Raw genomic sequence first — 15,228 nt, forward strand, 5'->3', positions numbered from 1 at the left:
GACATGTTGTGCGCGGCCCGGCTTCGCGCCGGGGCCGGACCTGCTCCGAAGACCAGGTCCGCGGTCGCAGTCGGGGCTGCCGGCCGGCTTCCTCACGTCGGTCGCGTGAAACCGCGGGGGTGGGTGAGCGCGTCTGCGGAGGGGCGTCCCGCTCGCTGCAGGACGGTCCGATCGGGGAGCGGACCGCGGCGCGGCGAGTTGGCCTACGCTCGTCCTGTCCATGTCCACCCGCGTCCGCCACCGACATCGCTGCGCCGTGCTGACGGCGGCCGTGCTCGTCGGCGCGCCGGTGCTGGCGATCGTCATGCCGCGGACGGTCCACGCCGAGAACGGTGGGCTCAGCGGGGCGGTGAAGGACAAGCACACGGGCGAGCCGATCGCGGGCGTGGTCGTGCTCCTGCAGTGCAACTGCTTGCAGGGCGCCCGCCAGGCCGAGACCAACAGCGAGGGCGTGTACGCCTTCCGCGACCTGCCGCCCGGCCTCTACACGGTGCAGGCGCTCTACCGCGACAACAACCTGACCCGGATCGCCGAGCTGGCGCCGGGGACCAAGTTGCGGATCGACTTCCAGCTCGATCCGGAGGGGCGGTGGGTCGAGACGATCGTCGTCGACGCCGCGCCGGTGCGCACCGACGGCGCCAACGTCACCAAGGTCGACGTCGAGCGCATGCGCAAGATCCCGCTCGGCGGCACCAACCGCGACTACACGGCGGTGGTCGACCTCGCGCCGACGGCGGGCCGGGACGCCGGCGGGATCCGGATCGGCAGCGCCACCAGTGCCGAGAGCAAGTACGTCGTCGACAGTCAGAACTCGACCAGCCCGGCGTTCGGGACCGTCGGCGCCAGCATCGTCCAGGAGTTCGTCGACGAGGTCGAGGTGGTCGAGGGGGTGTTCGACGCCGAGAACGGCGGGGCCAGCGGCGGTCTGGTGCGCGCGCGCCGGATCGGCGGCAGCAACCGCTGGCGCGGTCAGGTGCTGTTCCGCGTCACGCCGCGGATCGCCCCGCCGCGCTTCATCGACGCGACCGACGAGTCGCTGCGCGTCGCCGAGATCTACAACTACGAGATGCAGGGCGTGGCGACGCTGTCCGGGCCGATCGTGAAGGACAAGCTGTTCTTCGCCGTCGGCGTCGCGCCGGGCGGCAGCGACAACTCGCTGGTGCAGTCGTTCTACCGCCGCCGCGACAAGGACATGTCGGGCGGTTACGAGGGCTGTCCGTACGCCAACGGCGTCAACGACTGCGCGGCCAACGGCAACTACATCGACACCACCAAGTTCGCCGAGCAGAAGTTCCGCACCGGGCGCTTCGACCTCGGCTGGACGGCGAGCCTCGACTGGCAGATAAGCACGCGCCACCGCCTGCGCCTGTCGGGCGGCGGGGGGCCGACGTTCCGCCGCCGCAGCTTCCGCCAGCCGCCGGGGGCCGAGCCCAACGCGTTCGGGACCAACCCGAACGCGACGCTCGGCGGCGCCTCGCGGGTCGCCTCGGGCGTGGTCAACGACAGCTTCGGCACCGACTACAGCAACGGCACCGGGGTCGGCCTCGAGTACGAGGGCCGCACGCTGGGCGACAAGCTCGAGCTCGACGGCTACCTCTACTACACCCGCCTGCGCAGCCAGCAGGCGTGGAAGCTCGACCACGAGGTGATGCGCCAGCTCCCGCTGATGCAGGAGCGCGACACGCAGGGTCGCAACCTCTACGATCTGCTCGACCGCGACGACGCGGTGCGGCTGGTCCAGGGGGTCAGTGACGCGTGCAACGACTCGAGCCTGCCGGGCCTGACATGTCCGACGCGCGTGTGGCTGTCGGGCGGCATCGGCTCGTACTCGGGGACGAGGCAGGACCGGATCGGCGGCGGCGTGGCGCTGACGCACTTCCTGTCGGCGCGCCGCGGCGGGGCCCACCAGCTCAAGTACGGGTTCGAGATGGACGGCTCGCGGATCGGCCAGCGCTCGGCCTACTCGGGCGGCAACGACCCCGACTTCCACGCCAACTGTCCCAGCGGACAGATCGGCGGCGGCGAGTACTGCTACGACCCGGTGACCCGCGAGTACGACATCAACACGACCAACCGGGTCAACAACAACCGCGCGATCGTGGTCCAGGCGGACAACCCGGACCAGCGCCAGACGCTCGGGTTCGGGCGCGTGCGCTACGAGCAGGACGACCTGCGGGCGATCGCCACCCCGCTCGGCGCGGGCGTCCGGGTGCCGGCCTACGCGTCGACGCTGTCGAGCCAGAACTACGCGCTGTTCGTGCAGGACAAGTGGTCGATCCTGTCGAACCTCTACGTCTCGGGCGGGGTGCGCTGGGAGATCCAGGAGCTGCGCGACGTGTTCGGCCGGCGCGGCCTGCTCATCGCCGACAACGTGGCCCCGCGCGCGAGCCTGGTCTACGACTGGACCGACGAGGGCAAGAGCCGGCTCTACGTCAGCTACGGGTGGTTCTACGCCCAGATCCCGGCGATCCTGGGCAACCGGATCTTCGGCGGGCTCGTCAACGTCACCCGCAGCTACCGCAACTCGGACTGCGCGGCGCCGGTGACGATCGGCGGCGTGGCGCGCGATCGGCTCGAGAACGGCGGGCCGACGGAGTGGTGCGTCGACGGCAACACGAGCACCTCGGGCCTGACCTTCGGCGCGGTGGTACCTGACCTCAAGGGCATGTACGTCCAGCGCTTCAACGCCGGCTACGAGCACGAGGTGATCGAGGATCTGCTGGTCGGCGTGCGCTGGCAGCACGACGGCCTCGGCCGCGCGATCGAGGACGTGTCGACCAACGGCGGGCTCAACTTCCTGCTGGCCAACCCGGGCGAGTCGGTGTCGGCGAACGACCTCGCGCGCCAGGAGGCCCGCTGCACCGAGCTGCAGGCCGCGGCCGACGCGGCCGACGCCGACGACCCCCAGCGGCAGAGCATGCTGCGCGAGCTGAGCCGCTGCAACTTCCTGGCCTCGGCGTTTCACCAGGTCGGCAGCACGTTCTCGCGCCCGATCCGCAACTACGACGCGTGGGTGTTCAACATCACCAAGCGCTTCGCCAGGAACTGGGTGTTCCAGGGCAGCTACATCTACAGCCGGCTCATCGGCAACTACGACGGCTTCGTCGACCGCAACACCGGCGCGATCAACATCGGCGCGAGCACGACGTACGACATCCCCGAGCTGGTGCGCAACAGCTACGGGCCGCTGTGGGACAACCGGCCGCACCAGATCAAGCTCGACGGCTACTACACGTTCGACCTCCGCCGCGGCGGCCGGCTCACGCTCGGGGTCAACCTCCGCTTCCAGTCGGGCTCGCCGATCAGCGTCTACGCCGACAACAACCGCTACCAGGGGCTGTCGCTGGTGTACGTGCTGCCGCGCGGGGCCGGCGGTCGGCTCGAGCCCAACTACTTCGCCAACCTCGGGATCTCCTACGCGTACCCGCTGCCGGGCGAGATGGAGCTCGAGGTGGTGGCGCGCCTCGTCAACCTGACCAACTCGAAGGCGGTGCTGCGGGTCGACGAGACCTACTCGTTCTCGCAGAGCCGGGCGATCGCCGGCGGCGACTTCGACGACCTCAAGCACGCCAAAGTCCAGAGCGCCAACGCGCCCACGGCCTTCTTCCAACGCAACGTGCTGCCCGCGCAGGGCAACTTCGGCGTGCAGACCCAGTTCCAGCAGCCCGTCGGCGCGCAGTTCGAGGTCCGGCTGCGCTTCTGAGCGCAGCGACAGCCCCCGCGGGCGCCGTGCGGGGAGTGTCCGCAAGGGCATGCCCCTCGGGACATGCCCCTGAAGCTAGGTCGCTTCGGACATGCCGCGAAGGACAGCCGCGAGCGCGGCGGCGTCGAGCGCGTCGAGGCGGGCGCCGAGCTCGATCTGGCAGCCGCCCGGCCACACGCGCGTGCGATGGTCGGGGAACGGGGTCAGGGCCAGCAGGAACGACTCGGGCAGGCGCTCGAGCCGGCGGGCGTCGCCGCGGGCGCGGTGGCCGGCGACCAGCGGGTGCGGCTCGTCGCCTTCGCGCCCGGGGACGAGCTCGACGTCGGGGGCGCCGCGGCCGAGCACGCCGGCCTGCAGGACGACGTGCCAGCCGTCGCGGTCCTGGCGGGCGCGCAGATCGACGGCGACGCGCTCGACCTCGCCGCGCATGGCGATCACCGTCCCGCGTTGTTGCTCGAGCACCGTCGGCGCGGCGAGGCCGAGCAGCGCCGCGGCCTCGGCGACGATCGGCTCGAGCGGGCGCGCGGGGGCGGTGACGCGCGGCGCGGGAGCGGGGGCGCCGGCGAGGGTGTCGAGCCCGAGCAGCAGGCCGGCGCCGGTCATGAGCACCAGCTGCGGGGTCGACAGGCCGAGGCCGGCGCACAGGAGGATCACCAGGCAGAGGCCGCGCACGTGATCGCGGCGCGACAGCAGCGAGGTGGTGGTCAGCGCGAGGACGACGAACAGCGCCAGCATGGCGGCGACGATCCGCCAGCCCGGCAGGTAGCCGGGGTAGGGCAGCTCGAAGCCGAGGAGCGAGCGCGCGAGCTGGCCGACGGCCGCCTCGAGGTCGCCGAACCGCTGGGTGTAGCTGCGGTGCAGCGAGAAGCAGGCGACGGCCGCCAGCGCCAGGGCGGCGCCGTGCAGGCCGCGCTCGGCTCGCGGGCGCAGGAGGCCGACGCCGAGCAGCCCGGCGGCGCCGATGGTGACGAGCACCGGCGCGGCCCCGTCTGTCCCGAGGGGCATGCCCGTAAGGACAGCCGAGCCGCCCAGCGCGCAGCGGACGGCGAGCGGGGCCAGCAGGGCGAGCGCGGCCAGGCGCAGCGCGGGCGGCTGGAGGTGGCGCCACAGCGCGGCGAGGGCGAGCGGCGCGGCGAGCAGCAGGCTGACCGTTCCGACCTGTCCTGAAAGACCGATGGGCTCGTCGGCGGCGCGGCCGAGGTGCTCGGCCAGCAGCAGCGCGGCGCCGGCGACCGCGGGCGCCGCCGGGACCATGCGCAGGCGGCCCAGCGAGTGATCGGCGGCCCACCCGAGCACGACCGAGACGCAGGCGGCGGCGCACAGGACGGCGAGGAAGTGATGCAGCAGCAGCTCGCCGTGATAGGCGAGGCCGAGCGTCGAGCCGCGGAGGCGGACCAGCAGGATCGCGGCGAGCAGCCCGGGGAGGCCCAGCGCCAGGCAGACGCGCAGGGGCCGGTGGCGCTGCCAGGCGGACAGGCCGCCGAACACCGCCACGGCCGCGGCCGCGGCGAGGTAGATGGCAGGGCCCTCGCGAGCGGCGCGCATGACGGCCGAGTCGCTCGACAGCGACAGCTCGAGCGTGGCGACGAGCTGGAGGATGCCGGCGAAGGCTGCAGCCGCAGCGAGGGCGTGAGTCTTTGGCGTGCGGGGTGTCACGCGACTCTGTGCGGCGTCATGAGGTCGAGACACGCGGCGAATTGCCGGGCGTGGAACCTCTGCAGGGTAGCACGCCACGACCCCGGCACGGACCGCCGGGTCGGCTGCGCCGGGCGAGCGAGCACGCACGCGTCGGCATGCGCGCCGAGCCGTCGAGGACCGACGCCGCGGCGCAGAACCAGGGAAGCGCCCGACTCCGGCGCCGGGCTCACGCGGAGGCGGAGCAGCGGCTCGGAGTCATCGGGCTGGCGACGAAGGCCGGCGTGAGCCGGGGCGAGACTTCGAGGCGCGAGACTTGGGGCGATTAATGGGATTCGAACCCATGACCTCTCGGACCACAACCGAGCGCTCTAACCAACTGAGCTATAATCGCCGTGTGGATGGACTGTGTCCCCGGACGGGCCGGGGAGGCGGTGTGTAACACAAGCCGCTGGGGTTGGCTAGCCCGATTGCGTCGGTTTTGCGCCGCGGTCTTCGCGGGGCGCGGGGGGCGGCGCGAGCTGTCCGGCGGCCGGGTGGTCCTTGCAGACGCGGAGCCACAGCGGCATGACCTCGGCGAGGTCGTCGGCGACGGCGCGCGGGACGACGCAGTGGGCCAGGCCGTGGTGGCTCATGTACGCGACGATCGCGGCCCGGCCCTCGGTGATCTGGGCGTGGAGCTCGGGCTCGAGGGTGAGGCGGCCGAGCGAGCCCTGGGCGGTGGGGAAGTGGAACGCCTCGGCGCGCTCCGAGGGCAAGCCGCCGACCGGGTCGAGGCGCGTGCGATCGACGACGCGGCGGATGGTGTCGTAGATCTCGCTCTTGCCGGCCTTCTTGAGCGCGGCGACGTCGAGGCCGGACCTGGGCTTGGCGGGGGCCTGGGCCGGTTTGGCGGCGGGCCGGCCCGCGGGCGATCCGGCGGGCTTGCCGGCCTTCTTCCGCTCGGCGGCGGCGACTTGCTCCTGGGTGACGAGGCCCGCGGCGGCGAGCTTGGCCTTGAGGTCGAGCATGGGGCGCAATCTATAGCTCAGGCTGCGCTGCCGAGCATGGCCTGCAGCAGCGTGGCCTCGAGTTGGGACAGGCCGACGAAGCGCAGGCCCAGGCCGGCGAACCGGCCCTCGCGGGTGCCGCCGACCCGCACGACCTCGGCGTCGAGCACGAGCGGGTTCTTGGCCGCGCCGCGGTGCATCGTCAGGCGCACCGGCGTGCCCACGGCGACGGCGCGGGCGGTGGTGACGAAGGCGCCGCCGGCCGAGAGGTCCATGGTCTGCCCGCGGATCGGCCCGTTCGGGGTCGAGACGAGCGACTCGATGCGGACGCGCACGCGCGGGAAGGCACGGCGCTCAGGATGGACGGTCAGATCTCCCATGGCATCGCCACCGGCTCCCGAGTGCGCGCCGACCAGCGACGCTCTACCTTCTGTGTCTCGAATCGCGGGGCGCGCCAGAGGCAATCAGCCCGCGCGTGTGTCCGGTCGCACCCAGGCGCCGGCTTGACCGTCCGCGCGGGAGAGGTCCATCCTTGCCGCCGCTTTGAAGGTCCACCTCATCGGCATCGGCGGCACCGGTATGGGTGCGTTCGCGGGGCTTTTGCAGGAGGCCGGGCACGACGTCCGCGGGTCCGACACCCAGCTGTTCCCGCCGATGTCGACCCAGCTCGCCGCCGCGAAAATTCCGGTTTTCGAAGGTTTCGCCGCGGAGAACCTCGACTGGGAGCCGGACTTCGTGGTGGTCGGCAACGTGTGCGGCCGCGAACACGTCGAGGTCGTCGGCGCCCAGGCGCGCGGGCTCGCGCTCGAGAGCTTCCCGTCACTCCTCGAGAAGGTGGTGCTGCCCGAGCGGCGCCCGCTGGTGGTCGCCGGGACGCACGGCAAGACGACGACGTCTTCGCTGCTGACGTGGATGCTGCAGGTCGCGGGCCAGCAGCCGAGCGCGCTGGTCGGCGGCGTGCCGATCAACCTCGGCCGCGGCTACCTGTTCGGCCGCGGGCCGTCGATCGTGCTCGAGGGCGACGAGTACGATACCGCGTTCTTCGACAAGGGCTCGAAGTTCTTCCACTACCGGCCGTTCCGCGCCATCGTCACCAGCGTCGAGTTCGACCACGCCGACATCTTCGCCGACCTCGACGCGGTCAAGGCGGCGTTCGTCCGCTTCGTCGAGCTCATCCCGCCCGAGGGCGACCTGGTGGTCTGCGCCGACGACGCGGGGGCGATGGAGGTGGCGCGCGCGGCCCGTTGCAAGGTGACGACCTACCGCGTGCTCGACGGCAGCGGCAGCGGCGACGACGACCCGCGCTCGGCCGACTACACCTGCCGCGTCGAGCCCAAGCGCGGCCGCGGGATGATGGTGTTCGAGGTGTTCGAGCGCGGCGCCAGCCTCGGCGAATTCCAAACCACTCTGGTCGGCACCTACAACCTCGGCAACGTGCTCGCGGCGCTGGCCGTGGCCCGCATGGAGGGCGCGTCGGTGGCGGCGCTGCACGACGCGGTGCGCCGCTTCCTCGGCGTCAAGCGCCGCCAGGAGCTGCTCGGCATCGCCAGCGGGATCCGCGTCGTCACCGACTTCGCCCACCACCCGACGGCGGTGCGCCTCACGACCACGGCGATCCGCCGCCGCTTCCCCAACGGCTCGCTCTACGTGTGCTTCGAGCCGCGCTCGGCGTCGTCGCGGCGCGCCGTGTTCACCGAGGGCTACGCCGAGAGCTTCGCCGCGGCGTCGCGCGTGCTCGTCGGCCCGCTGTTCCGGCCGGAGAAGATCCCACCCGACCAGCGCCTCGACCCACATCAGTTGGCGAAGGCGATCGCGGCCCACGGCGTCGAGGCGACCGCCCACACCGACGTCGACGAGCTGGCCCAGGCGGTGCTCGCCGAGGCCGCACCCGGCGACACGATCCTGCTGCTCACGTCGGGCTCGTTCGGCGGGCTCGGCGACAAGATCCTCAAGGCGCTCGGCGACGCGGTCATGTTCGCCACGCCGGAGGACCTGCCGGCCGTGCACGCGCTGTGTCAGTCGTACGGGCTGGCGCCGACGATCCCCGGCGACACCACCGAGACGCTGATCATCCGCGAGCCCGAGGGCGCGGTGGTCGGTTGCGTGTCGCTGCGGATGGTCGGCGCGCAGGCGCTGCTGTTCAACCTGGCGATCGACCGCGAGCGCCGCGGCGAGGGCCTCGGCTGGATGCTGGCCGACGGGATCCTCCGGCGCGCGCGCATGCTCGGGGTCCAGCAGGTCTACCTCGTCACCACCGACGCGACCGACTTCTTCGCCGGCAAGCTCGGCGCGACGCCGGCGTCGGTCGAGGAGATCGACCCGCAGATCCGCCGCGACCCCAACTTCGTGCTCGGCGACCGCGGGGTGTGCATGAAGATCGATCCGAGCTACAAGCGAGGGTCATGACGAGCGCCGTGTTCGCGGCGCTCGCCGCGGCCGCGCTGGTGGCCGGTGGCGCGGCGGTGTGGCGCGGGAGCGCGTCGGCGCTGCTGCTGCTCGCGCCGGCGCTCGCCGGGGTGATGCTGCTGTACGCCGCGACCGGCCTGGCGCTGGTCGCGGTCGCGGCGGTGGGCGCCGCCGCGCTGGTGCTGGGCGTGGTCCGCGGCCCGGGGCGCGCCGACGCGCCGACAGACGCGGCGGACAGCCCGGCTCCGCTCGGCGCGCGCCGGATCGCCGCGGCCCTGGCGGCGCTGGCGGGCCTGGTGTTCGTGCTGGTCGGCACGTGGGCGCGCCAGTTCGTGTGGGCCGGGCGCGAGCTGCCGGCGGGCAGCGACTGGGGCGAGCTGCCGCGGCTCGCCGGCGCCCTGGCCGGCGCGCCGGGCCTGCTCGGGATCGGGCTCGTGATCGTTGTGGCGGCGGCCGCGTGCGCCGGGCCGCCGCGGCATCGGATATAAGACCGCGCGTGCCCATCACCCACGCCTACTACCTGGCCAGCGGCTTGTGGCTGCTCGGGCTCGCGGGGGTGCTGCTGCGTCGGGACGGCTGGGGCCGCGCGCTGTCGCTGGCGGTGATGCTGATCGGCGCGGCGTCGCTGCTGGTCGGGGCCGCGCGCGCGTGGGCGCTCGCCGACGTGCACGCCCTCGCGGCGCTGCTGTTCGCGCTCGCCGGCGCCTACGCGGTGGTGCTGGCGACGCTGCAGGCGCCCGACCGGGAAGGGTCGTGATGGGGGCGCTGGCGGCGATGCTGCTCCCGGCCGCGGTCGGGCTCGCGCTCGTCGGGCTGGTCGGGCCCGTGGAGCGCCGCTGGGGCGCGGCCGCGGCCAGCGCGGCGACGGCCCAGGCCGCGCTCGCGGCGGCGGTGCTGGCGATCCTGCTGCTGTGGCAGGCGAGCCAGCGCGACCTGCTGGCGCAGCGGCTCGAGTGGCTCCGCGTCGGCCGCACGACGACGATCGACTGGGTCCTCCAGATCGACGCGCTCGGGCTGCCGCTGGCGGCGGTCGCCCTGACGGCGCTGGTGCTCGGGGTCGTCGCCAACATGGCCTTCGGGACAGGCAGCGGCGGACGCCCGGGCGCCCGGATCGCCCTCGCCGGCGGCGGCGGGCTGGTGCTCGCCAGCGCCGGCACGCTGGCGCAGCTGGCGATCGGGCTGGGCGCGATGGTGCTGGCCTTGAGGGCATGGCCCCAGGAGCATGTGCGCGAGAGCATGCCCGATCGGACATGGCTGATCGGGCTGGCGGGGGCGGGCCTGGCGATCGCCGGGCTGGCCTGGCTGGCGGCCGCCGGCGACCTCGACCTGGTGCGGATCGAGCGGGCGGCGTTCGGGCAGGACGGCTCGGAGCTGGTGCGCGGGCGGATCGGCGGGCCGTTCTTCGCGCTCGCGCCCGGGGTGGTGGCGACGGCGGCCGCGGGCACGGCCGCGCTGGCCTGGCTGCTGGCGTGGCCGCGGCTGCTGGCGCGCGCGTGGGCCGAGGGACCGGCGCCGGCGCTGGTGGCGACCTGCGTGGCGGCGCCCGCCCTGGGGGTGATCCTGCTGCGCACGCAGGTGGCCATGGCGCTGGCTCCGACGGCGCTGGCGCTGCTGACGCTGGCGGCCGCGGGCGCGGCGGCGTGGACGGGCTTGCAGGCGGCGCGGGCGGACGCGGGCGGGCGCGTGATCGCGGCGGGGACGCAGACGACGCTGGCGATCGCGGCGGCGACGGTCGCGATCGGCGAGCCGATCGCGGCGGCGCAGCTGCTGGGGGTCACGGGGCTGGCGTGGGCGGCGGCGCTGGTCGGTCTGGCGGCGCCGAAGGGGGTCCGGGCGGCGATCGTGGCGATCGCGGCGGTCGGGCTGGTGGCGGCGCTGGGGGCCGCGATCGCGGCGCTGTGGAACGACCTCAGCGCGTGGTCGTCGGGGATCAATGCGGTCGCGCCGGCGCTGGCGCTGGTCGGCGTCGGCGGGCTGGCGGTCGGGCTGCGGCATGTCCTTGCAGACAGGACCGAAGGGCCAGGCTGGAGCCCGGCGGAGGCGCCGTCGCTGCTGCTCGGGGTCGGGGTCGCGCTGGCGCTCGCCGCCGCGGTGGCGGGGCTGTGGCCGCTGGCGCCGCGGATGTGGCCGCTGTTCGTGGCGGGACGCATGTTCGAGGGCGAGTACGCCCTGGGGCCGCGACCGGACGCGCTGATCGTCGGGGCAGGTGTGGGCGCGGCGCTGGTGGCCGGGGCGGCCGCGGTCGGCCTGGCGGTGGCGCCGCGGATCGCTCCGCGTCCGTCGCAGATCCGCACGCGCACGGCCGGGGCGGCCGGGCCGACGATCCCGCGGCTGTTGCGGCTCGGCGAGCGGCTGGTCGGGCGCCTGACCTTGTGGCCAGGTGACGAGCGGCTGGCGGTCGCGCCGGGGCGCTTCGACGTGCGCGGGCCGCTGCTGCTCGCGGTGGTGGGGACGCTGGCGATCCTCGGCTCGGTGTACTGCAACCCCGACGTGATCGTGCTCGGGCCGACGCGGGTCCACCCGGTCGACCTCGGCGGCCTCGACGCCGCCATGGCAGGGGTCCGGCGGGGCGCGGCCGAGGCGAGCGCCGGGACCAGCGTCCGCGGGCAGGCGCCGCAGCCGGAGGAGGGCGGGAGCGGCCCCGCACCCCGCGGGGAGCCGCCCGCCCCCCGCGAGACGGCCGGCGCGTCGAGTCTGTTCGAAGAGGCAGGTGGTGCAGAGGCGGTGAGCGGCGCTGCGGCTGGCGCGGCGGACATGCCCGAAGGTGCAGGTGGTGAGGGGCGCGGAGCTGGTGCCTCCGACAGGCCCGGCGGGGCAGGCGGGGCGGGCGGAGCGGTGGCTGGCGCGGCGGACATGCCCGGAGGGACAGGTGATTCGGGTGGACCCGCGGCTGGCGTCGGGGACATGCCCGGAGGGGCAGGTGGTCCTGAGGCTGGCGTAAGGGACATGCCCGGAGGGGCAGGTGGTTCGGGTGGCTCCGCGGCTGGCGCAGGGGACATGCCCGGAGGGGCAGATGGTCCTGGCGCAGGGGACATGCCCGACGGGGCAGGTAAGTCGGCTGGCGACGGAGGCCGTCCGTGAGCGCGCTGGCCGACCTGCGGCTGGTGGCGGGGCTGCCGTGGGCGGCGGCGCTGGCGATCCTCGTGCTGCCGCGGCGGGCCGCGCGAACGGTGGCTCTGGCGACCACGGCGATCGTGCTGGTAGCGGTGCTGGTCGGCTCGGCGGGGGCGCCGGCGATCGAGGTGCCCTGGATCGGCCGCGGGGTGGCGCTGCGCCTGGCGACGGGGCCGCTGTCGCTGATCGGGCTGGTGGTGACGGCAGTGGCCGGCCTGCTGGCGGTGCTCGAGGAAGAGACGCGCCGGCGCGCTCGCCTGGCCGGGCTGCTGGCGCTGCAGGGGGCCGTGCTGCTCGGGCTGCTGGCGCACGACGTGCTGCTGCTCGCGGCCGCCTGGGCGCTGACGCCGGCGCTGGTGCTCGGGCTGCTGGCGGCGCGCGCGAGCGAGGCCGAGGGCCGGATCGCCGGCCGGGCGCTGGCGCTGATCCTGTCCGTCGGGGCAGGTGCCGTGCTGCTGGCCGGGGCGGGGCTGACGGTGGCCTACCGCGCGGGCAGCAGCGGCACGTGGAGCGCGGGACTGGCCGAGCTGGCGACGGTGCGCGTGCCGGAGGCGACGGCGGCGGGGCTGGCGGCGGGGCTGGCGCTGGCGGGGGCGCTGGCGCTCGGTCTGTGGCCGCTGCACGCGGGGCTGGTCGAAGGGATAGCCGTGGCCTCGCGCGGGGCGGCGCGCCTGTTGGCCGGGCCGGTGCGCTGGCTGGGGCTCGACGCGCTGATCCGCGTGTGGGCGCCGCTGGCCCCGCTCGGGGCGGCAGTGACGGCGCCGTGGCTGGCCGGAGTCGCGACGATCGGGGCGATCTACGCCGGGTTGTCGGCGCGGGCGGAGGCGGAGCCCGAGCGCCGCGCGGCCCGCGTCGCGCTGGTGGCGTGGAGCCTGGCGGCGGTCGGGGTCACCACGCTGGCCCACGAGGGGCTGTGCGGGGCGCTGCTGCTGGCGGCGATCGCCGGGCTCGGGCAGCCGGGGCTGGTACGCGGCGGGCCGCTCGTGCGCGCGGTGTTCGGCCTGGCCGGGGCGCTGGCCGGGGCGCTGGTCGTGATCGCGGCGCTGCGCCCGGCCGAGCTGACGCTCGGGGCGCTGGGGCCGTGGTGCGCCTGCGGGGCGGCGCTGGCGCTGGCGCTGGCCGGATCGGCGATGGTCCGTGGGACAGGTGCGAAGGAGCATGTCGCCGGGGACATGGTCAGAGAGACAGGGTCGGACGGACATGTCCTCACCGGCTGGTCGACGGCGATCCTGGCGCTCGCGCTGGCGATCGCGGTGGCGCGGCCGGGCCTGGTGCTCGGGCGGCTGACCGAGGCCGGCGAGGCGTGGGTCGGGGCGAGCGCGCTGCAGCGCTGCCTGGTGGTGGTCGATCCGCGGATCGTGCCGGTGCTGCTGCCCGACGTGGTCCCGACGCGCTGCGAGTCGCCGCTGGCGGGGCTGCGCGCGGCCCAGGCCAGCGCGCGCGAGAGGAGGCCGGGCGGTGATTGAGACGCGACGGCCGCGAGAGGACGCGAGGCGCGTGCGGGGCTGGTCGGCGCGCTTGGGTTCGCCGCGCGAGAGGAGGCCGGACGGTGGTTGAGGCGCTGGTGCCGTTCGCTTCGGCGCTGATCGTCGGGCTGTGGGGCGTGCTGAGCCTGCTCGCGGCGCGGGCGGGACAACCCGCGGCGCTCGGGCGAGTCGCGCTCGGACGCGTGGTGCCGGCCGGCGGGCTGGCGCTGGCGCTGGCCGCCGCGCTGGCGGGGCTGACGGCGCCGGAGCTGATCGGCGAGCTGCAGGCGCGCGGGGCGATCGTGGTCGATCGCCTGGCGGCGCTGTTCGACGCGCTGATCGTGACGGTGCTGCTGGCGGCGGTGCTCGCCGATCCGCGACCCGGCGCCGAGCCGCGCGCGGCGTGGGGGCGCGGGATGCTGCTGCTGGCCGGCGCGGGGGCGATGCTGGCGGTGCGGGCCGGCGACTGGGCGAGCCTGATCGTCGGGCTCGAGCTGGCGACGCTGGCCGGCGGGCTGTGCCTGGCGGCGGGGCGCGAGGGCGAGACGGCGGAGGCGGCGGAGGCGGCGGGGCGAGAGTCGGCGCGGACCTGGCTCATGGGACAGGGCGTGGGCGCGGCGATCTTGTGGCTCGGGATCGGGCTGGTGATCGCGGCGACCGGGACGACGCGGCTGTACGAGCTCGGCGGGCGCGTGGGCGCCGTGTTCCTGCGCTGGGGCGCGCACACGGCCCAGGCGGCGGTCGACGTGCTGCAGGCGAAGGAGGCGATGCCGGCGGGGCTCATCGCCCACGCCCGCGACGCGGCGGTCGAGGGCATGGCGCCGGCGGCCCTGTTCATCCCGGGCGCGCTGTTGGTGCTGGCGGGCCTGCTGGTGCGCGCGGGGGTGGTGCCGCTGCTGGTCGGACGCACGCGGGTGGCCGGACGCGCGGGGCTGTGCGGCTGGGTGGCGACCGAGCTGGTCTTGCGGACAGCCGCGGTGGCGGCGCTGATCCGGGTGTTCGTGGCGGCGCTGCACGCCCCGCGCGTGGTCTATGCGCCGTACGGCTGGGGCACCGCGGCGGCGGTGCTCGGCGGCTTGTCAGTGGTCGTGTGCGGGGTCCGGGCGGCGCGCGCCTCCGATCTGCGGCGCCTGCTGGCGTGGGCCGGGGCGGCGCAGGTCGGGCTCACGCTGCTGGCAGTCGCCGCGGCGGCGAACTTCGTCGCCCACGCGGGGCTGCGCGCGGGCGGGCTCGAGGTGGCGGACCACTACGCGTGGGGCCACGCCGCGGCGGAGGCGGCGGTGGTCGCCGCGGTGGCCGGGCACGCGGTGTTCGTGCTGGCCGCCTGCGCGGCGATGGCGGCGGCCGGCTCGGTCCACGCCGGCCGCGGGCTGGTCGACCTGGCGGGCGCGGTCCGGCGCAGCCCGGTCCTGGCGATCTCGCTGGCGATCTGCGCGCTCGCGCTGGCCGGGGCGCCGCCGACCGGCGGGCTGCCGGCGCGCTGGTGGCTGTTCACGGCGGTGCTCGAGAACAGCAACGTGCTGGTCCGGGCGATGGCGGCCGCGGCCGCGCTCGGGACGGCGCTGGTGGCGTGGGCCTGCCTGCGCCCGCTGCTGGCCGCGCTGACGCCCGCGGCCGGCGAGCCGGCGCAGCCGCGGCCGCGCCGGGGCGGGCTGGTGGTGGCGGCTGTCCTCGCGAGCATGCTCGTCGGGGCAGGGCTCTTCGCACAGGGCGCATGGAGCATGTTCGAAGAGGCAGCCGCGGGCGTGGCGTTCCAGCCGGGCAGCAAGAGCCGGCGCGAGTGGCTGTCGCGGGCCGAGCGGTGACGGGTACAGCTAGGCCCTGCTGGTGAGGCTGCAGCGGCCGCGGCGTGGGCGCCGCTCGCTGCATGGTCATGGGGACATGTACGAATGGACAGGGCCGTCGCGGGCGCGAG

10 protein-coding genes and 1 tRNA gene are annotated in these 15,228 nt (G+C 75.1%); 7 read left to right on the plus strand and 4 right to left on the minus strand.

Features of this window, described 5'->3' with window-relative positions:
- Positions 1 to 220: 220 nt before the first annotated feature.
- A complete protein-coding gene (locus tag K7C98_RS29150; protein ID WP_224195069.1) occupies positions 221 to 3,703 on the plus strand; it encodes a TonB-dependent receptor in 3,483 nt (1,160 codons plus the stop codon).
- A 75-nt stretch (positions 3,704 to 3,778) separates the two neighbouring features.
- Here the strand turns inward: K7C98_RS29150 and K7C98_RS29155 are convergent, their stop codons facing one another.
- The 4 genes from K7C98_RS29155 to K7C98_RS29170 all read right to left on the minus strand — a co-directional run bounded on the left by K7C98_RS29155 (position 3,779) and on the right by K7C98_RS29170 (position 6,707).
- Complete coding sequence (locus tag K7C98_RS29155; RefSeq protein ID WP_224195070.1) at positions 3,779 to 5,359, minus strand: hypothetical protein; 1,581 nt, start codon at positions 5,357 to 5,359, stop codon at positions 3,779 to 3,781.
- A 296-nt stretch (positions 5,360 to 5,655) separates the two neighbouring features.
- Positions 5,656 to 5,732 (minus strand) — tRNA-His (locus K7C98_RS29160).
- Positions 5,733 to 5,799: 67 nt separating this feature from the next.
- Positions 5,800 to 6,348 carry a DUF2058 family protein gene (locus K7C98_RS29165; protein WP_224195071.1) on the minus strand — a complete coding sequence of 183 codons (549 nt, stop codon included), beginning with the start codon at positions 6,346 to 6,348 and terminating at the stop codon, positions 5,800 to 5,802.
- A 17-nt stretch (positions 6,349 to 6,365) separates the two neighbouring features.
- Entirely contained in the window at positions 6,366 to 6,707 is a 342-nt protein-coding gene (locus K7C98_RS29170; RefSeq protein WP_224195072.1) for a PilZ domain-containing protein, read from the minus strand.
- A 163-nt stretch (positions 6,708 to 6,870) separates the two neighbouring features.
- Between K7C98_RS29170 and K7C98_RS29175 the strand changes: the two genes are divergently transcribed.
- From K7C98_RS29175 to K7C98_RS45085, 6 genes are all read left to right on the plus strand, one after another.
- Entirely contained in the window at positions 6,871 to 8,733 is a 1,863-nt protein-coding gene (locus K7C98_RS29175) for a GNAT family N-acetyltransferase (RefSeq protein ID WP_224195073.1), read from the plus strand.
- The gene (locus K7C98_RS29180) at positions 8,730 to 9,221 is read left to right on the plus strand and encodes a hypothetical protein (RefSeq protein WP_224195074.1); all 492 of its coding nucleotides are present in this window, start codon (positions 8,730 to 8,732) and stop codon (positions 9,219 to 9,221) included. Before K7C98_RS29175 ends, K7C98_RS29180 begins: the two co-directional genes overlap by 4 nt.
- Positions 9,222 to 9,229: 8 nt before the next feature.
- Entirely contained in the window at positions 9,230 to 9,490 is a 261-nt protein-coding gene (locus K7C98_RS29185) for a hypothetical protein (protein WP_224195075.1), read from the plus strand.
- A complete protein-coding gene (locus K7C98_RS29190) occupies positions 9,490 to 11,814 on the plus strand; it encodes a hypothetical protein (protein WP_224195076.1) in 2,325 nt (774 codons plus the stop codon). The genes K7C98_RS29185 and K7C98_RS29190 overlap by 1 nt, the downstream gene beginning before the upstream one ends.
- Positions 11,811 to 13,313 carry a hypothetical protein gene (locus K7C98_RS29195; protein ID WP_224195077.1) on the plus strand — a complete coding sequence of 501 codons (1,503 nt, stop codon included), beginning with the start codon at positions 11,811 to 11,813 and terminating at the stop codon, positions 13,311 to 13,313. The genes K7C98_RS29190 and K7C98_RS29195 overlap by 4 nt, the downstream gene beginning before the upstream one ends.
- 83 nt (positions 13,314 to 13,396) lie before the next feature.
- Positions 13,397 to 15,118 carry a proton-conducting transporter membrane subunit gene (locus K7C98_RS45085; protein ID WP_224195078.1) on the plus strand — a complete coding sequence of 574 codons (1,722 nt, stop codon included), beginning with the start codon at positions 13,397 to 13,399 and terminating at the stop codon, positions 15,116 to 15,118.
- Positions 15,119 to 15,228: the final 110 nt, after the last annotated feature.

The sequence above is a fragment of the Nannocystis pusilla genome (genome assembly GCF_020073745.1).
Classification (GTDB): domain Bacteria; phylum Myxococcota_A; class Polyangia; order Nannocystales; family Nannocystaceae; genus Nannocystis; species Nannocystis radixulma.